The 22,598-nt window shown below is 61.0% G+C and carries 17 protein-coding genes, 1 tRNA gene and 2 rRNA genes; 17 read left to right on the forward strand and 3 right to left on the reverse strand.

Features of this window, described 5'->3' with window-relative positions:
* From rrf (ACLK1G_RS25880) to pgaD, 8 genes are all read left to right on the forward strand, one after another.
* Positions 1 to 79, forward strand: a 5S ribosomal RNA gene (rrf, locus tag ACLK1G_RS25880); the annotation flags it as partial.
* A gap of 107 nt (positions 80 to 186) precedes the next feature.
* Positions 187 to 302, forward strand: a 5S ribosomal RNA gene (gene rrf, locus ACLK1G_RS24585).
* 181 nt (positions 303 to 483) lie between these two features.
* A complete protein-coding gene (locus ACLK1G_RS24590; RefSeq protein ID WP_420767737.1) occupies positions 484 to 1,119 on the forward strand; it encodes an NADH:ubiquinone oxidoreductase subunit N in 636 nt (211 codons plus the stop codon).
* A gap of 159 nt (positions 1,120 to 1,278) precedes the next feature.
* Positions 1,279 to 2,784 (forward strand): YdgA family protein, encoded by a 1,506-nt coding sequence (locus ACLK1G_RS24595; protein WP_420767778.1) that lies wholly within the window; start codon positions 1,279 to 1,281, stop codon positions 2,782 to 2,784.
* A gap of 248 nt (positions 2,785 to 3,032) precedes the next feature.
* Positions 3,033 to 5,516 (forward strand): poly-beta-1,6 N-acetyl-D-glucosamine export porin PgaA, encoded by a 2,484-nt coding sequence (gene pgaA / locus ACLK1G_RS24600; RefSeq protein WP_420767738.1) that lies wholly within the window; start codon positions 3,033 to 3,035, stop codon positions 5,514 to 5,516.
* A 12-nt stretch (positions 5,517 to 5,528) separates the two neighbouring features.
* Positions 5,529 to 7,526 carry a poly-beta-1,6-N-acetyl-D-glucosamine N-deacetylase PgaB gene (gene pgaB, locus ACLK1G_RS24605; RefSeq protein ID WP_420767739.1) on the forward strand — a complete coding sequence of 666 codons (1,998 nt, stop codon included), beginning with the start codon at positions 5,529 to 5,531 and terminating at the stop codon, positions 7,524 to 7,526.
* Position 7,527: 1 nt separating this feature from the next.
* On the forward strand, positions 7,528 to 8,883 hold the full coding sequence (gene pgaC / locus ACLK1G_RS24610) for a poly-beta-1,6-N-acetyl-D-glucosamine synthase (RefSeq protein ID WP_420767740.1): 1,356 nt from the start codon (positions 7,528 to 7,530) through the stop codon (positions 8,881 to 8,883).
* On the forward strand, positions 8,880 to 9,383 hold the full coding sequence (gene pgaD, locus ACLK1G_RS24615; protein ID WP_420767741.1) for a poly-beta-1,6-N-acetyl-D-glucosamine biosynthesis protein PgaD: 504 nt from the start codon (positions 8,880 to 8,882) through the stop codon (positions 9,381 to 9,383). Before pgaC ends, pgaD begins: the two co-directional genes overlap by 4 nt.
* A 70-nt stretch (positions 9,384 to 9,453) precedes the next feature.
* Here pgaD and ACLK1G_RS24620 read toward each other — a convergent pair whose 3' ends face one another.
* The gene (locus ACLK1G_RS24620) at positions 9,454 to 10,986 is read right to left on the reverse strand and encodes an FAD-dependent oxidoreductase (protein ID WP_420767742.1); all 1,533 of its coding nucleotides are present in this window, start codon (positions 10,984 to 10,986) and stop codon (positions 9,454 to 9,456) included.
* Positions 10,987 to 11,126: 140 nt separating this feature from the next.
* Between ACLK1G_RS24620 and ACLK1G_RS24625 the strand changes: the two genes are divergently transcribed.
* The 6 genes from ACLK1G_RS24625 (at position 11,127) to ACLK1G_RS24650 (ending at position 16,634) form a co-directional block, all read left to right on the forward strand.
* Positions 11,127 to 11,684, forward strand: a complete 558-nt coding sequence (locus ACLK1G_RS24625) for a YbhB/YbcL family Raf kinase inhibitor-like protein (protein WP_420767743.1) — start codon at positions 11,127 to 11,129, stop codon at positions 11,682 to 11,684.
* 133 nt (positions 11,685 to 11,817) lie between these two features.
* A complete protein-coding gene (locus ACLK1G_RS24630; RefSeq protein WP_420767744.1) occupies positions 11,818 to 11,991 on the forward strand; it encodes a hypothetical protein in 174 nt (57 codons plus the stop codon).
* Between the two features lie 37 nt (positions 11,992 to 12,028).
* A complete protein-coding gene (locus ACLK1G_RS24635; protein ID WP_420767745.1) occupies positions 12,029 to 13,342 on the forward strand; it encodes an MFS transporter in 1,314 nt (437 codons plus the stop codon).
* A gap of 251 nt (positions 13,343 to 13,593) precedes the next feature.
* Entirely contained in the window at positions 13,594 to 15,270 is a 1,677-nt protein-coding gene (locus tag ACLK1G_RS24640; RefSeq protein ID WP_420767746.1) for a vWA domain-containing protein, read from the forward strand.
* 177 nt (positions 15,271 to 15,447) lie between these two features.
* Entirely contained in the window at positions 15,448 to 16,020 is a 573-nt protein-coding gene (locus tag ACLK1G_RS24645) for an RNA polymerase sigma factor (protein WP_420767779.1), read from the forward strand.
* Positions 16,017 to 16,634 carry a hypothetical protein gene (locus tag ACLK1G_RS24650; RefSeq protein ID WP_420767747.1) on the forward strand — a complete coding sequence of 206 codons (618 nt, stop codon included), beginning with the start codon at positions 16,017 to 16,019 and terminating at the stop codon, positions 16,632 to 16,634. The genes ACLK1G_RS24645 and ACLK1G_RS24650 overlap by 4 nt, the downstream gene beginning before the upstream one ends.
* Before the next feature lie 103 nt (positions 16,635 to 16,737).
* Here ACLK1G_RS24650 and ACLK1G_RS24655 read toward each other — a convergent pair.
* Positions 16,738 to 16,814, reverse strand: a tRNA-Arg gene (locus ACLK1G_RS24655).
* 350 nt (positions 16,815 to 17,164) lie between these two features.
* On the opposite strand from ACLK1G_RS24655, the gene gabD reads away from it, so the two are divergent.
* From gabD to ACLK1G_RS24670, 3 genes are all read left to right on the forward strand, one after another.
* Entirely contained in the window at positions 17,165 to 18,607 is a 1,443-nt protein-coding gene (gene gabD / locus ACLK1G_RS24660) for an NADP-dependent succinate-semialdehyde dehydrogenase (RefSeq protein ID WP_420767748.1), read from the forward strand.
* Positions 18,608 to 18,777: 170 nt separating this feature from the next.
* On the forward strand, positions 18,778 to 20,055 hold the full coding sequence (gabT, locus tag ACLK1G_RS24665; protein WP_420767749.1) for a 4-aminobutyrate--2-oxoglutarate transaminase: 1,278 nt from the start codon (positions 18,778 to 18,780) through the stop codon (positions 20,053 to 20,055).
* Between the two features lie 164 nt (positions 20,056 to 20,219).
* Positions 20,220 to 21,434 carry an HDOD domain-containing protein gene (locus ACLK1G_RS24670; RefSeq protein ID WP_420767750.1) on the forward strand — a complete coding sequence of 405 codons (1,215 nt, stop codon included), beginning with the start codon at positions 20,220 to 20,222 and terminating at the stop codon, positions 21,432 to 21,434.
* 41 nt (positions 21,435 to 21,475) lie between these two features.
* Here ACLK1G_RS24670 and ACLK1G_RS24675 read toward each other — a convergent pair whose 3' ends face one another.
* Positions 21,476 to 22,465, reverse strand: a complete 990-nt coding sequence (locus ACLK1G_RS24675; RefSeq protein ID WP_420767751.1) for a GGDEF domain-containing protein — start codon at positions 22,463 to 22,465, stop codon at positions 21,476 to 21,478.
* Between the last annotated feature and the right edge of the window lie 133 nt (positions 22,466 to 22,598).

Below are 22,598 nucleotides of genomic sequence, written 5' to 3' on the forward strand. Positions count from 1 at the left end.
TCCCGAACTCAGAAGTGAAACGATGCATCGCCGATGGTAGTGTGGGGTTTCCCCATGTGAGAGTAGGTCATCGTCAAGATTAAATTCCGAAACCCCTATCTGCTGATGCAGGTAGGGGTTTTGTTTTAGTAGAAGTCTTCGATTTTAACCGACACGTTGTTCCTGAACGGGTTGGTCACAGAATTTCTTGACGACCATAGAGCATTGGAACCACCTGATACCATCCCGAACTCAGCAGTGAAACGATGCATCGCCGATGGTAGTGTGGGGTTTCCCCATGTGAGAGTAGGTCATCGTCAAGATTGAATTCCCAAAACCCCTGTCTGCACCGCAGACGGGGGTTTTGTCGTTTCAGAGCCGGTAATCGGATCGTCTCCCTAATTGCTGTCGCACCCCGGCAAACCCCCAGTCCATTGCTATGCTTGGGTTGTTGGGCGTTTGCAACGAGAGCCCGCGATGTGACTGGTCATGGGGATTCGAATAATGAAAAACCCTTATGCTCCCGGCTTCTGGTGCGCTATTGCGGCGTTGGTACTGCTTTCGGCCACCTATTTCTATGGCGTCATGCTGACTCATCAGCTCGATAAAGCGCTGATTTTCCTTGATAGCGCGTCCGCGCTGATCGGTGTCATATCCATCGCAGTCGTCGCCTGGGCCTCGATGCAAGGCCAGCGCATCAAGAAAAAACAGCTCGAGCAAGGCAAGACCCTGGTGTTGATATGGGACACCAAGGTCGCGCTGCGTCGGGTCGAGACGGTGTTTGATCGCTATTTCTGGGGCAGCTATTGGCAGCCAGGTCGCACGTTCCAAGAGGTCATGGGAGAGCTCACGGGTACACCGTTGGAAAAAAGTCTCGAAGCCTTGAAAATCCAATGCGCGGCCTTGGACGAGCAGGTCGCGCAAGATGATTGGCACTGGCTCAACAACGCTCGTGAACTGTGCGATGTCGCCAATGCCATGGCTAGGGAACGTTACCAGTTGGATTTCTGTGATGGGCGTGCCGACTCGTCGAGTACGGCGGTGATCAATCGTGATTTCGAAGTACTGGTATACACCTGGACGGCACGGCTCAAGACATTTGATCACCAACTGGACGAGATCGAAGTCCAATATTCGTAGACCATTTCTCAAGAACACGCTTTTTCCCCTTTAAACATTGGGCTTGCTGGCGTGCCTGGTGCTAATCTCCTCCACCACTTTTGCCGCGTCGAGCCACAGCCCTTTGCGGGTCAAGGAAGACGGCGACTTTTTCAACCATGGAATACGATCGGGTCTCTCATGAATAAATCAGCAAGCGTACTTCTCGGAATCGTTGTGGTTATCGGCGCTATCAGTGCGGGCGGCGCCTGGTATACCGGGACGAAGCTTGAAGGAGTCTTGAATACAGCCATTGCCGACAGCAACAAGCAATTGCAAACGGCTTTGGCCGGGTCCAACGGTACCGCTTCGATCGAGCTGGTTTCCTTGGATCGTGGAACATTCAGCAGCACTGCGCATTACCGCCTCAAAGGTGAAGGCGAAATGTTTGGTGGCGAATCCGTTGAATTGCTGTTCGTTGATAACATCGAACACGGCCCGCTACCGGTTTCCCGGCTGATGACGCTCAAATGGTTGCCGGTCATGGCTACCAGCCACACCGAACTTGAGCGGACTCCGCTGACCGAAAAATGGTTTGTTGCCGCCAAGGATAAATCGCCGCTCAAAGGCGTTTTCAACCTCGGCTACGATCAGTCCACAAACGGTACATTCGAACTGCTCCCGCTGGATACCAAGCTGGACGAACAATCCCAGCTCATCTTTTCCGGCCTGAAAATCGACGTGGCAGCCAGCGCCCAAGCAGAGAAGATCAAGGCCGACGGTTATATGGACAGTTTCAAACTGACCACCGTCGCCGAAGATCAAACACCGGTGCAAATCGAGCTCAGCGGTCTGACATTGGCCAGCAACCTGACCAAGAGCACCTATGGCTACTACATGGGTGATAACACCCTGCTGCTGAGTAACAGCAAGACCAGTTTCGGCGAACAGAAATCAGTGCTGGGCCTGAAGAATTTCGAAATGAAGAACAACAGCTCCGAAAAGGGTACCAGCGCTTCGGGGCGTGCCGACTACAAGATCGGTGAGTTGTCTTTCAACGATAAGGTCATTGGTTCGGCGCAGATGGCGGTAAGCCTGAAGAATCTGGATATTCCCGCAACCATGTCGCTGATGCAGGTCTACCAAGCCAAACTGCAGCCATACGAAAAAGCCGCTGCCGAGGCCGCTGAAGCGGGCGAGCCAGCGCCAGAGCTGAACTTGACCGAGGCCGAAGAGGCGCAGGTCAAGGCCGATCTGGAGAAACTCCTGGCGGGCGCCCCACAAGTGGCCCTGGAGAACCTCTCGTTTAATACGGCTAACGGTGAAAGCCGCGCGAGCCTGGTCGTAGACCTGGCCAAGCCACAATCGATGGATCTGCCGCCGGATGAACTAGGCCGTCAATTGCTCGCCCTGCTGGATTTCAAAGTGAAGGTGTCCAAGCCGATGCTTGTGGACCTGCTGACCGTGCAGGCGCAGATGGAAGGCCAGACAGACGCCAAACTGATCGCCGACCAGGCCACTGCCACCAGCGATATGTTCAGCGCCATGGCGGTGGGTACGGAGCTGGCGAAGCTGGAAGGCAACGACGTGGTCACCAACTTGCACTACGCCAACAATCAAGTGGATTTCAACGGACAGAAAATGACTGTTGAACAATTCTCGGCATTTGTGATGAGTAAGTTGGGCGGCGGCGTCGCCGTTCAGTAATACCTCTAAAAGCTCCCCTCCAAAAAACCGGCCCGTGCCCTGCGCACGAGCCGGTTTTTTTTCCTCTTTGAAAACTTCGGCGCTGAAATCTGCATGGATTCTGAAGAATTATGGCGTTCCGAAAAATCACCCTTCGCGCGATGCCAGACTTAGCCCGTTAGAGCTTGGCTGGGTTCCTTTGACCCGGCCTCCTGTTTGATGGGCAAGGGGGCACTGCGACCCGGCTGGCCATGTAAGGATGCTGACGAATGCCGCGTACTGTGGGTCCCTTTATTCGATTCGGTTTGCGCCCGTTGTTTCGCGTCGCGCTGTGCAGCCAATTGTGCTTGCCGCTGGCGGCGTTTGCCGATGCCGCCTATGACCAAATGGTGCTTGATGCCCGTTCGGGCGATTACACGCCCGCACTGGCCGTGTTGCGCCAAGTTCCGGCGGGGCAGGCCAGTACCGCGCAAATCAGCGATCACTTGCAGATCGCCAGCTGGGCTGGTCTCGATGCCGAGGTGGTGAAGGTCTACGAAACCCAAGGCCGTTACCGCGACTTACCGGTCCAGGCGCTGACCGCAGCGGCCCGCTCCTATCGCAACCTCCAGCGTTGGGATCCGGCGATTGAGCTGTATCGTCGAGCCCTGGCCATCGAACCACGAAATGCGGACCTGCAACTGGGCCTGGCCCTGACCCAGGCCGACGCCGGCAAACCCGACGAAGCCGTCAGCCGTGCCAAGGCCCTGGTTGCCGCCAAGCCCGAAGATCCGATGCGCCGGTTGGCGTTGGGCTATGCACTGACGCGCGCTGACAATCCCCACGAAGCCCTGTTCCAATACGATCAAGCCTTCATCCGTGCCGGTAGCAACAAGCCTGAAGTCGCGCGCGAATACATTCATGCGCTGCAGCGTGCCAGGTTGCCTGAACCGGCGTTGCGCCTGGCCCGTCTTCAGCCTGGGCTGATCGACCGCGGCGTGCAGCGCCGGCTTGAAGGCGACGTGGCGGCTGAACGGGTGCGTCTGGCGGATATGGCCAGCCGCAGCGAAAAGGAGCGCTTTGTCATCGCTGACCGCGCGTTGGCCGATTACGACAAACTGCTCGCCACCTGGACGCCAGTGGCCGAGGCCCATGAGGACGTGCGGCGGTGGCGAATCGACCGCATGGGAGCCCTCAACGCCCGCGCTCGTCGGGCAGAGGTGATCGCCGAATACCAGAAGCTGGTCGCTGAAGGTATCAGCATTCCGACTTATGCCTTGCGCTGGGTGGCCTCTTCTTATCTTGAGCAACGTGAGCCGGAAGTAGCCGTCGAGCTGTACCGCCGTGTACTGACCGCGCCGGATGCCGACCCTGCGGACCGTTTCGAAGACAGCACCGCGCTCTACTACGCCTTGCTGGAAAGCGAAAAGTCCGAAGAGGCCCGCGCGCTGGCCGAAGATCTGGCTAAATCACAGCCGTCTCGGGTGGAGCTCAAGGGATTGCCAATCGGCAACCCCAACGACGAGTGGATGGATGCGCAGATGCTTGCCGCTCAAGCAGGCACTTATGGCGCTGACCTGCCCTCCGCCGAAACGCGTCTGGAAAGTCTCATCTACCAAGCCCCTGGCCACATCGGCCTGCGCCTGGCCCAGGCCGACCTGTATCAAGCCCGTGACTGGCCGCGGCGTTCAGAAAGCCTGCTCAAGGAAATCGAGACCACGACACCGCGCAATCGCGACCTGGAAGTCGCCCAGGCTCGCGCGGCGATGGACCTGCAGGAATGGCGGCAGATGGACGCGCTTACCGACGACGTGGTCGCCCGTTATCCGGAGAATGCCCACGTCAAACGCCTGCAACGTCAGCGTGACGTTCATGACATGGCTGAATTGCGCATCGAAGCCTACACCGGCAAAAGCTACGGCGGTGGCAACGGCGATGCCGGCGCGGTGACGGGTAGCCGGGACTTTGGTATCGAAACGTTGCTCTACAGCCCGCCCATTGACGAAGACTGGCGGCTATTCGGCGGTGCCGGCTACGCCACTGGCGACTTTGAGGAAGGCACCGGCCATCATCGTTGGCAGCGCTTGGGCGTGGAGCGGCGTACCCGCGACATGACTCTGGAAGCGGAAGTCTCCAACCACTCGTACGGCTCCGGTGACAAACAAGGTGCGCGCGTGGCCGTGGCCCGGGACATCAACGATCACTGGCAGTACGGCGGCAGCCTGGATTACCTCTCGGCCGAGACACCGTTGCGAGCGCTCAACAGCGGTATTCGCGCCAATGGCGGGAGCGGTTTCGTCCGCTGGCGCGCCAATGAAAGCCGCGAATGGCGGCTGGCTGTGAGCCCGTCCCATTTCAGTGACGGCAACAATCGCCTGGAGACCCTGCTGACCGGCCGCGAGGGCATCTACAGCGCCCCACGCCTGCAGGTGGAGCTGGGACTGGAGGTGGGTGCCAGCCGCAACAGCGGTTCCGAAGAAGTGCCGTACTTCAATCCGAAGTCGGACTTCAGCGTCATGCCGACCGTGAGCGCCAATCACGTGCTGTACCGCCGTTACGAAACCACTTGGAGCCAGCAATTCCAAGTCGGCGCCGGCACCTACAGCCAGCGCGACTACAACACCGGTGCCATGGGGTTGCTCGGCTACGGCCAACGCCTGCTCTGGAACGATGTGCTCGAAGCCGGGGCCGCGCTGAGCTGGCTCAACCGCCCTTACGACGGCGATCGTGAAAGCGATCTGCGCCTGCTTGTCGACCTCACCTACCGCTTCTAGAAGAGTTTGAAAATGCCCGTCATTTCGCGATTCATCCTTCTGCTGGGAGTCTTGCTGATCAGCGCTTGTGCCCAGCAAGCCCCGGCGTTCGCGCCACCTTCGCAACGGCCGGTCGCGGCGAACGATGCCCCTTGGCCGAAAAACCATGTGCTGGGTATTGCCTACCATGACGTCGAAGACCGCGACCCCGACCAGGGCCTGGTAGCCGTGCGCACTGAGCGCCTGATTGAACAGCTGGCCTGGCTGCGTGAAAACAATTACCAGGCGGTCACGGTCGACCAGATCATCGCTGCCCGCAACGGCGGACCGCAACTGCCGCCGCGTGCGGTGTTGCTGAGTTTCGACGATGGCTACTCAAGCTTCTATACGCGCGTCATGCCGATCTTGCGAGCCTACAACTGGCCGGCAATCCTGGCCCCGGTCGGCAGTTGGGTCGACACGCCGATGAACCAGAATGTGGATTTCGCCGGTGTGCCGCGCAAGCGTTCCGAGTTCCTCACGTGGGAGCAGATTCGCGAGATTTCGAAATCGGGCCTGGTGGAAATCGCGGCCCACACCGACGCCAACCACAAAGGCGTGCTTGCCAATCCCCAAGGAAACCAACAGCCGGCGGCAACTACCCGGCTCTATGATGCCGTGACCGGTCGCTATGAGAGCGAGGCCGATTTCCAGGCGCGTATGCGCAAAGACGTGGCGGCTATTTCAGACAAGATCCACAAGGTGGTCGGCTACAGCCCGCGTGTCTGGGTGTGGCCTTACGGCGAGGCCGACGGCACCGCATTGCAAGTGATCGGCAGCCAGGGTTACCAGATGGCCCTGACCCTGGAAGATGGCCTCGACAGCCTCGATAACCTGATGAGTGGACCGCGCTTCCTGGTCGCATCCGATCCGGATGGTGCTCACTTCGCCGAAAGTATCGCTTCAGTGCAGACGATCGACCCGATGCGGGTGGTCCACGTCGACCTGGATTACGTCTACGATTCTGACCCCGTGCAGCAGGAGGCCAACGTCGGCAAACTGGTCCAGCGCATCTATGACCTGGGCGCCAACACCGTGTTCTTGCAAGCGTTCGCCGATCCAAAAGGCGATGGCCTGGTCCACTCGCTGTACTTTCCTAACCGCCACCTGCCGGTGCGCGCCGATCTGTTCGACCGCGTTGCATGGCAATTGCGCACCCGGGCCAACGTCAAGGTCTATGCGTGGATGCCGGTACTCAGTTTTGCCCTGGATTCGAAGTTGCCGCGCGTGCAGCGCTGGGATCCGGAGACCGGCAAGACGGGCGTCGCCCCAGACCAATATGTACGCCTGTCGCCGTTCGACCCGAACGTGCGAAAGATCATCGGCGAGATCTACGAGGACATGGCGCGGATGAGCTCGGTGGACGGCGTTCTTTATCATGACGATGCCGTATTCTCCGACTTCGAGGACGCCGGCCCCGCCGCGATGAAAGTGTACGCCGCCCATGGCTTGCCGCAATCGATCGCTGCCCTGCGCGATGACCCTGCCGCCATGCAGCGTTGGACTCGCTTCAAGAGCCGCTACCTGATCGACTTCACCGCCGAGCTCACCGCCAAGGTCCGGGCGATACGTGGCCCGCAGGTGCGCACGGCGCGCAACATCTTTGCCGAACCGATGCTCAACCCGGAAAGCGAAGCCTGGTTCGCCCAGAACCTTGACGATTTCCTCGCCGCCTACGACTGGACGGCGCCGATGGCCATGCCCCTGATGGAAAAACAGACCCGCGAACAGTCGGGGCCCTGGCTGGAGCGACTGGTGGAAACCATCAAGGCTCGCCCCGGTGCACTCAAGCGCACGGTGTTCGAACTGCAAGCCCGTGATTGGCACAGCAAACCAGTGGCAGACATCGAGGGCGAACAACTGGCCGACTGGATGGGGCGCCTCAAGCGCCAGGGCGTGACCAGTTTCGGCTACTACCCGGACAATTTCATCGAAGACCAGCCCGCCGTGAAAGCCGTGCGGCCGGCGCTCTCCAACAAGTGGAATCCTTGACATGCTTGACAGACTGCTCGCCGTCCTGGTGCTGGCGATCGTCCTTGGGGTGCCCCTGGGCCTGATCTTCCTGGTTACCGGGCAATTCCTGATGGACTTCGTGTTCTTCTACCCGCTGTTCATGTCCGGCCTGTGGATCGCTGGAGGCCTGTATTTCTGGCTGCACTGGGAGCGTCACTGGCCGTGGAAGGACGACACGTTGCCGCCGCCCCTGGCCGGCGAGCCGCTGATCAGCATCCTGGTCCCGTGCTTCAACGAAGGCGACAACGTTGCCGACACGATTCACGCAGCGCTGGGCCAGCATTATCCGAACATTGAAGTCATCGCCATCAACGACGGCTCCAAGGACAACACCGCCGAGGTGCTCGATCGACTGGCCGTCGAAGACCCGCGCTTGCGCGTGCTGCACCTGGCGGAAAACCAGGGCAAGGCCGTGGCCCTGCGTATGGGCGCCATCGCCGCACGCAGTGAATACCTGGTGTGTATCGACGGCGACGCGCTGTTGGCGCCCAACACCTGCGCCTACCTGGTAGCGCCGATGCTTGACAACGCCCGCCTTGGCGCGGTGACCGGCAACCCGCGCATCCGCACCCGTTCGACGTTGGTGGGCCGGGTCCAGGTCGGCGAGTTTTCCTCGATCATCGGTTTGATCAAGCGCACCCAGCGGGTTTTCGGGCGGATCTTTACCGTGTCCGGCGTAATCGTCGCGTTCCGTCGCACCGCCCTGCACCGGGTCGGCTACTGGAGCCCGGACATGATCACCGAGGACATCGACATCAGCTGGAAGCTGCAACTGGACCACTGGAGCATTTTCTACGAGCCACGCGCCCTGTGCTGGATCCTCATGCCCGAAACCTTGCGTGGCCTGTGGCGGCAGCGGCTGCGTTGGGCCCAGGGTGGCGCCGAGGTGCTATTCAAGAACATCCGTGGCATCTGGCAATACCGTCACCGCTACCTGTGGCCGCTGCTGTTCGAATACTGCCTGTCCACCGGTTGGGCGTTCACCTTCCTGCTGTCAGTGATCTTCTGGGGAGCCGGTAAATTCGTCGAGATGCCAGCCGCCATCGCCGTGGACCACTTGATGCCGCCGGCTTTCACCGGCCTGTTGCTGGCGGTGGTGTGCCTGATGCAATTCGCGGTGAGCATTCTGATCGACCGTCGCTACGAAAAGGGCCTGTGGCACATCATGTTCTGGGTGGTCTGGTACCCCCTGGTGTTCTGGCTGATCAGCTTGTTCACCACGCTGGTGAGTTTCCCCAAGGTGCTGTTCGGACAGCATCAGAAACGCGCGCGCTGGATCAGCCCGGATCGCGGGATCAAACCGTTCGATGACGAAGAAGAGGAAGTGATCCGATGAAAATTATCAGGACCCGCCAGCGGCCTTTTCTGGTGATCATCGACGTGCTCTTTACGGTACTGGCGTGGGTTGGACTGTTGTACCTGCTGGTGAACGGTCTGTGGCCGCTGTTTGACAGCCACGCGGGCCCGCGTCTGGGCGGTTCATTGTTCGACACCCTGGGGACGTTGCAGATCTACGGCTGGATCGCGTTGGTCAACGCAATCATCCTGATCAGCTGGGCGCGCTATCAACAGCGCAAGAGCCGTAGCTTCGCCCAGCGTAGGCTGCCAAGGCCCGCAGTGGACGACCAGGGGCTGAGTGCCAGTTTCAAATTGACTGGCGAACGTCTGGAAACGCTGCGCCAGCCAGGTTCGAAGATCATCCATAACAATCAGGACGGCGATATCAGCCACGTCGTGCCGCATTTCCACTTGTTGGGCCCGGACTTGCAACCGCCGCCCCTCGCGCCGCTGGAGCGACCGCAGATCATTCATCTGCCGGCGGATCATTCGGCGTAAGCGCAGCGGTGCTGCTTCATTGTGGGAGCAAGCTCGCTCCCACAGGCTTTGTGGCGTCTGCAAAGACAAGCTACATCGAAAAATCCCGGACCAGCCGCCAAGCTTCATCCACAGGCAGCGGTTGTTTCATGCGCTGGGCCAGTGCCGCCATCGCCCGGCCTTCATCGCAGGCCACGACCGCCACGACCAGGCCGTCCTTGCCGAGCAGCGCGATAAAGGGCGGATGCTCGGGCGTGCCCTTGAATTGCACTTCGTCCCATTCCTCGGCATGGCCCAGATAGTCGTAGCGTTTGCCGAAGTGATAGGTCCAGAAGAACGGCACGTCCAGGTAATGTTCTTCACCACCGAGCATGTTCGTCGCGGCGATGCGGGCCTGTTGCTGGGCCAGCCGCCAATGTTCGATGCGCTGGGGCTGGCCGTTGAGGGGGAAGGTCGCGATATCACCCACGGCCCAGACGCCGTCGGCCACGCGCATGCCGTCGTCGACAATCAACGATTGGTCTTTCTCCCGTGGCAGGTTGGCGAACGGCTCCGTGGCCGGGCGCACGCCGACGCCGACGATGACCAGGTCCGCCTCAACGCGTTGGCCATTATCCAGCACCACGGCGTGTACTTTGCCCGTACCCTCGATCCGCGCTGCTTCGCCGTCGGGGTGATACACCACGCCATTGGCCCGGTGCCGAGCCAGGATCGCCTTGCCGATACTGTCGCCGAACTGCGCCGCGAACGGCACTGGGTGACGAGCCAGGACGGTGACGCTGAGTTCGCGTTTGCGCAGGGAGGAGGCGACCTCCATGGCAATGAAACTGTCGCCGATGATCACCGCTCGTTGCCCCGGCTGCGCATGTTCGAGAATCCGCCGTGTATCGGCCAAGGAGCGCAGCATCAGGACTTGCGGCAAGTCGATACCAGGCAGATCCAGCGTCTTGGGTTCGCCGCCAGTGGCAATCAACAGGGCGTCGTAAGCCAGTGATTGACCGTCGGCGAGGCGGATCCGACGCGCATTGACATCAAGGCCGGTCACTTGGCCGTGGCGCCGTTCGATGCGTTGTTGGCTGAAATAAGTTTCATCGCGCAGAGGCGGAGTTTCGTCCGCAGCCATGTCGCCAGCCAGTACATATTTGCTCAACACCGTCCGGTCGTAGCCGGCCTCGGCCTCGCGGTCGATCAGCTGGATCTGGCCGCCGAAACCCTTCTCGCGCAACGCCGCCGCGCATGCCGTGCCCGCCGCGCCGGCGCCGACGATGACAAACGTGCGCGGATCATCGGCGGGGGGGACTTTTTCGGCCGGCAGTGGTTGGTCATCGACCCAGACTTCTTCGCCTCGCACCTCGACGTGGTAACGCTCCAGGCTGTCGAGGGCCGGCGGCTCGCACAGGGCGCCGTCTTCAGCGCGAAACGCGGCTTTGTGCCAGGGGCAGATCAGCCTTCCGTGGCATACGGCGCCCTTGGCCAAAGGCGCCCCGGCGTGCGGGCACTTGCCTTGGAACGCCCGCACTTGCCCTCCAGCCCGTAACAGCAGGATGGGCGCGTCGTTGAGGGTGACTTCGAGGCCGCGATCTTCTCGCACATCAGCGAGGCGGGCGACTTGATGCATGGGCATGGTCGTTCTCCGGCAGGCGTTTCCCGTTGGAGTCGAGGGATTGGAACGAGGTTCAGCGTAATTGTCACTGCAACCGGGGCGGCGCTGCGGCTATAGTTCGCAGGCCGTCGTTGGCCTGAACCGCATTCAAGGTGCCCGGTATGACCCGATTGACTTCCTTTTCCTCCTGGCTCGCGGCCGTCACCCTCGTGCTGTGCGCACAGGGAGTCCAGGCCGAAGAGCGTTTTACCCTGAGCATTCCCGGCGTGTCGGACGACCGCCTCTTCACCGCAGCGGCCGCCAGCGACGCCAACCAATGTGGCGGCAAGAATATCTCCCCGGCCCTGAGCTGGAATGCCGGCCCGCCTGGCACCCTCAGCTACGCCATCGTCATGCTCGACCCCGACGGCCAGCGTGGACAAGGCGTAGATCATTGGGTCCATTATGGAATCAAGGCCAGCACCCGACAGATTCCGACAGGCGCGGGCACCAAATCCACGCTTGAGGGCATGAGCGGCATCAACAGCAAAAACACCCACGGCTACATCGGACCGTGCCCGCCCGTGGGTGACAGCGCCCACCATTACCTGATCCAGATTTTCGCCCTGGACCTGCCGCCCGACGCCCTGCCTGCCGGCCTCACACGGGCCCAATTGATGGAAAAACTCAAGGGCCACGTCCTGCGCAACAGCAGCGTGGTGCGCCGCTATCACCGTTGATCGGGCCTCGGCTCCGGGCGAGCAAGCATGCACCCGCGGGGTTGCCCGGCGGCCCCAATCGTCACGTAAGTTGGCATCGCGCGCTAAAAACGAGCACTATCGAGCCCCTGTTCATTCATGCCGGAGGATGGCGATGACGCAGAAAACCGACGGCATCGCCCGCCTCAAGAATTGCCCCACCAAGGGCGACGAAATACGCCGGGCCATCGCCCAGAGCCGCAAGGATTTCTTGCCAGCTGACGAGGCCGCGGACGCCGAGCCAGGCCAATCGTCGGTGCAGCCCGCGGACAAGGGGCCCGCTGCCTGAACCGTCGCCTTCTTCCAATTCTTTTTCAAACTTGCCTATGACTGCCACCACTCATTTGCCAGACGCCCGGTTCAACCGATCCGACTACAGGACCCTGGGCCTCGCCGCCCTTGGCGGTGCGCTGGAAATCTACGATTTCATCATTTTTGTCTTCTTCGCCCTGACCCTCAGCCAGCTGTTTTTCCCACCGGAAATGCCCGAGTGGCTGCGCTTGCTGCAAAGCTTCGGAATTTTCGCCACCGGCTATCTGGCACGGCCCTTGGGCGGGATTCTCATGGCGCACTTTGCCGATCGCCTGGGGCGCAAGCGGGTGTTCAGCCTGAGCATTCTCATGATGGCGTTGCCCTGCCTGCTCATCGGCGTGATGCCGACGTACGCGCAAATCGGTTATTTCGCCCCGTTGCTGTTGCTGGCGCTGCGTATCCTGCAAGGCGCGGCGGTCGGCGGGGAAGTGCCCAGCGCCTGGGTCTTCGTCGCTGAACATGCGCCACTGAAACATCGAGGTTATGCCTTGGGCTTTCTCCAGGCGGGCCTGACCTTCGGCTATCTGCTTGGCGCCCTGACCGCCACGGCGCTGGCGCGGATTTATACCCCGGCGGAAATCCTTGACTACGCGTGGCGCCTGCCATTCCTGCTGGGCGGGGTATTCGGTGTGATTGGCGTCTGGCTGCGCCGCTGGCTGAGCGAAACGCCGATCTTCATGGCGCTGCAAGCCAATCGCGAAGGCGCGGCGGAATTGCCGCTGCGCACGGTCCTGCGCGACCATCGCCACGCCTTGCTGCCCGCCGCGATTCTCACCTGCGTGCTGACCTCTGCTGTGGTGGTATTTGTGGTCATCACCCCGACCGTGATGCAGAAGAGCTTCGGCCTGACCCCTGGTCACACTTTCGCCCTGAGCAGCCTCGGCATCGTTTTCCTGAACATCGGCTGCGTCCTGGCCGGCCTCATCGTCGACCGCATCGGCGCCTGGCGCACGGTGATGCTGTATAGCCTGCTGCTGCCCGTGGGCATCGCCGTGCTCTTCGCCAGCCTGATCAGCGGCAGCGCGTGGCTGGGCCTGGCCTACGCTATCGCCGGCTTGGGTTGCGGCGTAGTCGGCGCGGTGCCTTCGGTGATGGTGAGCCTGTTTCCGGCAAAAATCCGTGTATCTGGCATCTCGTTTACCTACAACATCGCCTACGCGCTGTGGGCGAGCATCACGCCGTTGGTGCTGATTGCTTTGGTGCCGTGGAGTCCTTGGGTGTGCGTGGGGTACTGCGTAGTGATGGGCGCGCTGGGCGTCGGCGCGGCGGCTTATTTTCCGAAACGGCACACGAAGTCTGTCCAGCCCTCGCTGGTGTGCGAATCGTGAGTTAGCGGACAGTGTGCCGACTCAACGGTGCTCGCTTAAACCATTGCGATGGCACGGATCTGCGCCGAGTAACGTCGGTGGTGGACTGAAGGAAACCGTCGTGGCGGTAACCTGAGGGAAAATCGCAAAGGCATCAGGGGCTGAGGAAGGGCTGCGAGCAGTCAGGAAATTATTTCCAAGCGATTAACCCGAACCACGCAGGCCTTACGTCTGACCTTGTGAACGAATCATCCATCCACGAGGTTCAGCCCATGTCCCGTCCACTGTCTTTTATGCGTCCTGCCGCCCAGGGTTTTGCTGTCACCATGCTGGTGACGTTGGCCGGTTGTGGGTTGTCTTCGTCTCACGAAGCGGCCAAGTCAGCCGAGCCGGTGGCCGTGGCGCCCAGTGTTGTACCGCAAGGCGAGATCGCCGAAGTGCGCCAGTCGACGGCCAAGCGCATGCTCATGAAACCGGCACCAATGCCTGCCCCAAGCGTGGCGAACGATGCCGTCGCCGCGGGTTACCACGCCGAGTCGCGCGAGCAGTACGAAAAGCTGCCGGACAATCCCATCCATAGCGTTGCCGAAACGCCGGTCTCGACCTTCAGCGTGGATGTCGATACCGGCAGCTACGCCAATGTTCGACGTCTCCTCAACCAAGGCAGCCTGCCGCCCGAGGGCGCCGTGCGCTTGGAGGAGATGGTCAACTACTTCTCTTACCATTACGCCTTGCCCACCGATGGTTCGCCGTTTGGCGTGACTACCGAAGTCGCGCCGTCGCCATGGAATCCTCATACCCGTCTGTTGCGCATCGGCATCAAGGCGTCCGACCGCGCCGTGGCAGAGCTGGCCCCGGCCAATCTGGTGTTCCTGGTGGACGTGTCCGGTTCCATGGACCGTCGTGAAGGGCTGCCGCTGGTCAAAAGCACGTTGAAACTGCTGGTGGATCAATTGCGCGATCAGGACCGCGTATCGCTGGTGGTTTATGCCGGCGAATCCCGCGTGGTGCTCAAGCCCACTCCGGGCAGCGACAAAGTGAAGATCCGCAACGCCATCGATCAGCTGAACGCTGGCGGTTCAACCGCGGGGGCCTCGGGCATCGAACTGGCCTATCAAATGGCCCGGGAAAGCTTCATCGACAAGGGCATCAACCGCATCCTGCTGGCCACCGACGGTGACTTCAACGTCGGCATCAGTGATTTCGACAGCCTCAAGCAGATGGCGGTGGATCAGCGTAAAAGTGGTGTATCCGTGACAACGCTGGGCTTTGGCGTGGATAACTACAACGAACACCTGATGGAGCAATTGGCTGACGCCGGCGATGGTAACTACGCCTACATCGACAACTTGCTCGAAGCCCGCAAGGTCCTGGTGGATCAGCTCAGTTCGACGCTTGCGGTAGTGGCGCGGGACGTGAAGTTGCAGGTGGAATTCAACCCGGCCCAGGTCAGCGAATATCGCTTGCTGGGTTATGAAAACCGCGCATTGAAACGTGAGGATTTCAACAATGACAAAGTCGACGCGGGCGAGATTGGCGCAGGGCACACGGTGACGGCGTTGTACGAAATTGTTCCGAAGGGGGAGAAGGGCTGGCTGGAGCCGCTGCGTTATGGCAACGCATCGAAGTCGGATGGCAAGGCCGGCGAACTGGCCATGTTACGTGTACGCTACAAACCGGCCGAGGGCGGCAACAGTCGCTTGATCGAGCATCCAATCGCCAGCGCGCAAAGCGAAAAACAACCCAGCGATGACCTGCGCTTCGCGGCGTCCGTGGCGGCCTTCGCCCAGCAACTCAAGGGCGATGGACGCTACACAGGCGCGATGAGCCTGAAGGACACCGCACAACTGGCGCGGTCGGCCCGTGGCGATGACCCGTTCGGGTTGCGCGCCGAGTTTGTGCAGTTGGTGGAGCTTGCGCAGAGCCTTGAACCTGCGGCCAGGCGCTGATCCCGAGCGCAACGGGGATCAAAAATGTGTGGGAGCGAGCTTGCTCGCGATGGCGCCGGATCAGTTGCATGTCTATTGCCTGACATACCGCCATCGCGAGCAAGCTCGCTCCCACAGGGTTCCCTTGTTGTCTGCCAGGACTGTGTTGCAATGACCAGAAAGGAGTTCGTCACCGACATGCCCGCTGCGCTTGATTCACCCAGCGACGAATCGCTGCTGGCCCGCTACCGAAATGGCGACGGGGCTTGTTTCGAAGCCCTGTATGCCCGCCATCGCCAAGGGCTTTATCGGTTCCTCGTGTCCTTGAGCAACAAGGCCGAACTGGCCGAGGAAATCTTCCAGGACACCTGGCTCAGCCTGATTCGCAGCACGACCCAGCCACAAGGACGGGCGAGTTTTCGTACATGGTTGTTCCAGATCGCCCGCAACCGCTTGATCGACCACTGGCGCAAGCATGGCGTCCACAACCCGTTGCACGACAGTTATGACGAGCAACTGCATGTCCAGCCCGACGACACCGGCGGCCCCGAGCAACAACTGAGCCTGAGTCGCGACCAGGCGCGTCTCGACGCCGCGTTGCAGGCCTTGCCCGAGGATCAGCGGGAAGTCTTCCTGCTGCGTCTGCATGGCGACCTGGAACTGCCGCAGATCGCCGCACTGACCGGCGCGCCACTGGAAACGGTGAAAAGCCGCTTGCGTTACGCCCAACAGAAATTGCACCGGCTGTTGGCCGAGGAGGTACCCGCATGATCGACCCCAAACACGCTCCGGATGCAGACGACAAAATATTGATCGAGCATTTGCGCCGGCACGCCAGCGGCGAACCGCCGGCCTCGCTAGACGCCTTTATCCTGGCCACCGCCCGACGCGAAGCTCCGGCGCCCGTGCCAAGCCTGTGGCAGCGCTGGTTGCAAGCTTGTCAGCGGCCACGTTGGCAGATGGCATTCGCCACGGTCGCCGGTGTGGCGCTGATGATCGGCCTGGTGCTGCGCTCACCCCTGCCTCACGACGAGTTGGCCGCACCCGCGTCGATCGAGTTTTCTGCCGACCAGCAAAAGTCAGCCGTCGCCGCCGCAGCACCGCCGGCCATGCCCGCCCCGGCCCCGATCGCCCGCATGGCGCCCCAGGGCGAGCTGGCCCGAGCCCCGGCCAGCCCTGTGCAATTGTTGGCGGAAAAGCCAGCGACGAAAATGAGCAAATCCGCACCCGCGGCACTGCCATCGCTGGAGCAGGGCTTGATGGAAATCCTGCAATTGCGGCAGGCAGGAGATAGCAAGGCCGCTGATGAAAAACTGCTGGCGCTGCACAAACGTTTTCCCAACGAGGACTTGCCGGCGCGGTTGGAGGCGTTGCGCAAGCGTTGAAGAGATGCCAGCTCCCTCGCCACAGGCAGCAAAAACAAAAAACCCGCACGGGGCGGGTTTTTTGAAGCTCGTAGACTGTCCGGGACAGGTCTAGCTTTTGGTATGGCGCACCAGGCGGGATTCGAACCCACGACCCCTGCCTTCGGAGGGCAGTACTCTATCCAGCTGAGCTACTGGTGCAACGCGGGCGCCATGATACTCATAAGCATGGCGGGCGTCCATGCTGCTGATTTGCCGTTTGTTTCTGCCTCGCTCGGCGGCTGTTGGCTACGCTGATCAGAAAAAACAGGCAAATGCGGCTTTTTCGTTCTTTTTTTCGAACAGCCTATTGTCCTGCAACCCCATCGGCCCTAGGATTCGTTTGAGATTTCAAACGCTCTTGTCTGGGTGCTGAACCGCACGTCTATGCTTATGTGCGTTATTTCTGTGCTTCAGCCCGGTGGATGATTTCCCTGACGGCAGCCCCTAAGGCGCCTTTCTACAACTCTAATTCGCTCCGCGCGCGCGCGGTGCTGTTAAGGAAAGCCGACATGCAGCTTAAAGACACCCAGTTGTTCCGCCAGCAAGCCTTTATCGATGGCGCTTGGGTCGATGCGGACAATGGTCAGACGATCAAGGTCACCAACCCGGCTACGGGCGAAGTGCTGGGCACTGTGCCAAAGATGGGCGCTGCCGAAACCCGTCGTGCGATCGAAGCCGCCGACAAGGCGCTGCCGGCCTGGCGTGCGTTGACCGCCAAGGAGCGCGCCAACAAGCTGCGTCGCTGGTACGAATTGCTGATTGAAAACCAGGACGATCTCGGTCGCCTGATGACCCTTGAACAGGGTAAGCCGCTGGCCGAAGCCAAGGGCGAAATCGCTTACGCCGCCTCCTTTATCGAATGGTTCGCCGAAGAAGCCAAGCGCATCTACGGTGACGTGATTCCCGGCCACCAGCCCGACAAACGCCTGATCGTGATCAAGCAGCCGATCGGCGTGACCGCTGCCATTACTCCATGGAACTTCCCGGCTGCGATGATCACCCGCAAAGCCGGCCCGGCCCTGGCCGCCGGTTGCACCATGGTCATCAAGCCCGCTTCGCAAACCCCTTTCTCGGCCCTGGCCCTGGTTGAACTGGCGCACCGTGCCGGCATTCCGCAAGGCGTGCTGAGCGTGGTTACCGGCAGCGCAGGCGATATCGGCGGCGAGCTGACCAGCAACCCAATCGTGCGCAAGCTGTCTTTCACTGGCTCGACCGAGATCGGCCGCCAGTTGATGGCCGAATGTGCCAAGGACATCAAGAAGGTTTCCCTGGAACTGGGCGGCAACGCGCCATTCATCGTGTTTGACGACGCGGACCTGGATAAGGCTGTCGAGGGCGCGATCATTTCCAAATACCGTAACAACGGCCAGACCTGCGTCTGCGCCAACCGCCTGTACATCCAGGATTCGGTGTACGACGCGTTTGCCGAGAAACTCAAGGCAGCGGTTGCCAAGCTCAAGATCGGCAATGGCCTGGAAGACGGCACCACCACCGGCCCGTTGATCGACGAGAAAGCGGTCGCCAAGGTTCAGGAGCACATCGCCGATGCCGTTGGCAAAGGCGCGACCGTGCTGGCGGGCGGCAAGCAGATGGAAGGCAACTTCTTCGAGCCGACCATCCTGACCAACGTGCCGAAAACCGCCGCCGTGGCGAAGGAAGAAACCTTCGGCCCGCTGGCGCCGCTGTTCCGCTTCAAAGACGAAGCCGAAGTGATCGCGATGTCCAACGACACCGAGTTCGGCCTGGCCTCGTACTTCTATGCCCGCGATCTGGGCCGTGTGTTCCGTGTGGCCGAAGCCCTGGAATACGGAATGGTCGGCGTCAACACCGGGTTGATCTCCAATGAAGTCGCGCCGTTCGGCGGCATCAAAGCTTCGGGCCTGGGCCGTGAAGGCTCCAAGTACGGCATCGAGGACTACCTGGAAATCAAATACCTCTGCCTGGGTATCTGATCCCGCTTCAAGCGCGAAGGGCACGAGAGCGCTGCCCCTTTGCGCGTTTCACCCGTTCTGTTTCTTGTGGCCGGAACGCTGCGGCAGTCGATCATCGCATGCTGCCGCAGTTGCCTCCCCGCCATGTATTCCTTGAGACACGCCGCCCTGAGCTGCGAATGAGGACTGTAATGAGCAAGACTAACGCTGACTTGATGGCCCGCCGTACCGCCGCTGTTCCCCGTGGCGTCGGCCAGATCCACCCGATCTTCGCCGAATCGGCAAAGAACGCTACCGTAACGGACGTTGAAGGTCGCGAATTCATCGACTTCGCCGGCGGCATCGCCGTGCTGAACACCGGCCACGTGCATCCGAAAATCATCGCCGCCGTGACCGAACAGCTGAACAAGCTGACCCACACCTGTTTCCAGGTCCTGGCCTACGAGCCGTACGTGGAACTGTGCGAAAAAATCAACGCCAAGGTTCCTGGTGACTTCGCAAAGAAAACCTTGCTGGTCACCACTGGTTCCGAAGCGGTGGAAAATGCCGTGAAAATCGCCCGCGCCGCCACTGGCCGTGCCGGTGTGATCGCGTTCACCGGCGCTTACCACGGTCGTACCATGATGACCCTGGGCCTGACCGGTAAAGTCGTACCGTACTCGGCCGGCATGGGCCTGATGCCCGGCGGTATCTTCCGCGCGCTTTACCCGAACGAATTGCATGGTGTGAGCATCGACGACTCCATCGCCAGCATCGAGCGCATCTTCAAGAACGATGCCGAGCCACGCGACATTGCCGCCATCATCATCGAGCCGGTTCAGGGCGAGGGTGGTTTCTATGTGGCGCCGAAAGAGTTCATGAAGCGCCTGCGCGCCTTGTGCGACCAACACGGCATCCTGCTGATCGCTGACGAAGTGCAGACCGGTGCCGGCCGTACCGGGACTTTCTTCGCCATGGAGCAGATGGGCGTTGCCGCCGACCTGACTACCTTCGCCAAGTCCATCGCCGGCGGCTTCCCGTTGGCCGGTGTCTGTGGCAAGGCCGAATACATGGATGCCATTGCACCGGGCGGCCTGGGCGGCACCTACGCGGGTAGCCCGATTGCCTGTGCCGCCGCGCTGGCGGTGATGGAGGTGTTCGAAGAAGAACATCTGCTGGATCGCTGCAAGGCCGTTGGCGAGCGCTTGGTGACCGGCCTCAAGGCCATCCAGAAGAAGTACCCGGTCATTGGCGAAGTGCGTGCCCTGGGCGCGATGATTGCCGTGGAGCTGTTCGAAAATGGCGACACCCACAAGCCGAACGCCGCGGCAGTGGCCCAGGTTGTGGCCAAGGCCCGTGACAAGGGCCTGATTCTGCTGTCCTGCGGCACCTACGGCAACGTCCTGCGGGTGCTGGTGCCGCTGACCTCGCCGGACGAGCAGTTGGACAAAGGCCTGGCGATCATCGAAGAGTGCTTCTCCGAGCTCTGATTTTTACGAGCTCTGATTTTCACGAGCGCTGAGCTGTGCGCTGATCCACAAAAAACCCGCTTCGGCGGGTTTTTTCATGCCCGAGGAAGGGGGCTGATGTTGTTGAGCTGTCTGGAACGACCGCAATTGTCTAAGGTGCATGTATTGCAAGGGAGCGATACGGCATGACGGCTGTGGATTTACCCGCTGGACCGCGCGTACTGATTGCCGAGGCCGATCCAGCGTCTAGAGAATTGCTGGAGCAAGCGGTGTCAGAGGTGCGTTGCGACGCCCGGGTGCAGACCTGTGGCGAAGGAAAGCAGGCGCTGGAGCTGCTGGCCCATCACCCATACGACTTGGTCATCGCCGACTGGGAACTGCCGGGCGTCGATGGCTTGAGCATCTTGCGCGGTTTGCGTCAGCAGCGCCGCTCCCCCGTGTTGCCATTCATTCTGGTGAGCCAGCGCAACGACAGCGCCAGCGTGCGGGAGGTATTGCCGCTGGCGCCGGCGGCGTACCTGACCAAACCCTTGAACCGGGAAAACCTGACCCAGCGCCTGCAAGGGCTGCTCTTGAGTGGTGAAGACACCTCCAATGCCGCGCCCATCCCAGGACCAGCGCTGACATTGGCGGCTTTCCTGGAGCGTCGACGGGATCTGGCCGAAGGCGCGCCGTTGATGACCGATGTGCAAGTGGCGATCAAGCGTAGCCTCAATCCCGGTGGGCTGGATCTGAAACTGCTGGAAGATGAGATCCGCACCGACCCGCAGATCACCGCAGTGCTGATCGCCGCAGCCAACAGTGCTGCCCAGCACCAGGGCGGCGGCCCCGTACAGACCGTAGCCCAGGCGTTGCACCAGCTCGGTACCGGGCAAAGCATGAATCTGATTCTCGGCCTGACACTCAAGCGCTGTGCCCGGCTGAGTGTCCCTTGCCTGGCGGACTATGCCGAACGGTATTGGGAATTGTCGCTGCACACCGCCGAGTACGCCCGGACAATGGCCCGCCTGCTCGACTTGGATCAGGAGCGCTGCTATTGCGCCGGCCTGTTGCATCGCTTGGGCGACTTGGCGCTGTTGCGCTGTCTGGAAGAGTGGAAGCAAGCCGGTGGTGAGCTGGATGAGCCCGAGGAGGTCGGGGATTCGCTCGAAGCGTTCGGCGCTGGCTTCGGCTCGGCACTGCGCGCCCGCTGGCGGCTGCCGCTGGAGCTGCGGGAATTGATCGCTGCGGTCTATGGCTTGGGTGGCGGGGTCTATTCCCGCGAGGCGCTGGTGATGAACATGGCCGCGCAACTGGCCCATCTGCCATCCCAGCAAGGCCTGGAAGAACTGGCTCGGGGCCGCACGGCGCGATTGTTGAAGATCGGGCTGCCGGAATTGATGCGGCTACGCCGTCAGTAAAACCAGTGCTTAACCCTGTGGGAGCGAGGGGTGAAGTCTGATCAAACTGCGATGATGCGGTTCTTCCCCTGACGCTTGGCCTCGTACATGGCCGCGTCGGCGCGGGAGAACAGGCTGTCGAGGGTCTGGTCTTCGGCGGTGATACCGGTCAGGCCCTGGCTGACGGTGATGCCGAAGTTTTGCTCGCCACAGCGGAACGCCAGGCGTTGGATTTCCCGTTGCAGGCGTTCAGCGACCTGCAGCGCCATGTCCGGTGGGCAGCCTGGAAACACAGCGGCGAACTCTTCACCGCCGATCCGCCCGAACAAGTCACCGCGCCTGAGCACGCTGCGTCCGCTCTCGGCGATCTTCTGCAATACCGTATCGCCTTCTTGATGGCCGTAGGTATCGTTGATCAACTTGAAATCATCGATGTCGAGCAGCAGGAACGCCATGGGGGTGCCTTGCAACCGTGCCTGCTCAAATTCACGATGGGCGCATTCGAAGAAGTGGCGGCGGTTGCTGCTCTGGGTCAGTACGTCGGTGGTCGCCAGGCGCTGAAGTTCGCTTTCGAGCAGCTTTTTCTCGGTGATGTCTTCGGCAATGCCGACGACGATCACCGGTTGGCCCGGATCAGCCTGACGGTTGATGAAGCATTTGTCGCTGAGCCAACGAATCTGGCCATCGGCGGCGATGATCCGGTACTCGCGATCTTCGACGGCGCCTTTGACCAGCACTTCCGCCAGGCTGCGCTCGGCGTAGTCCAGGTCGTCCGGGTAGATGGCATCGCGCCATTCGTTGTAGTCGGCCAGCACCAGGCCCGCAGGCCGGCCGAAAATCCGCTCGTAAGCCGGGCTGACGTACAGTACTTGCCGGGTTTCCCAATTGAATGCCCACAGCACCGCGTTGACGCTGACCAACAGCGAACTGAATAGCTGCTCCCGCTCGCTCAGGCGCGCAACTTCGCCCTGGGCGTGCATCAGCGCCATGAGTGTCTGGGCCGCTTCGGGCCAATGCGGCTGGGATGAATCCTGTAGGTTCTTATCGACCATCGGCACAAATCTCAAGGAACGTGCATTGCTATGGATTTGCACGCGCTCACTCCAAAGCCCGCCAGGATGGCGAAGTGCTCTTGAGATATGGGATTGCTGGCGAAGTTCCTTTTCAGGCGACGAAGGGCGGGGG

The organism is Pseudomonas algeriensis (assembly GCF_048847255.1).
Classification (GTDB): domain Bacteria; phylum Pseudomonadota; class Gammaproteobacteria; order Pseudomonadales; family Pseudomonadaceae; genus Aquipseudomonas.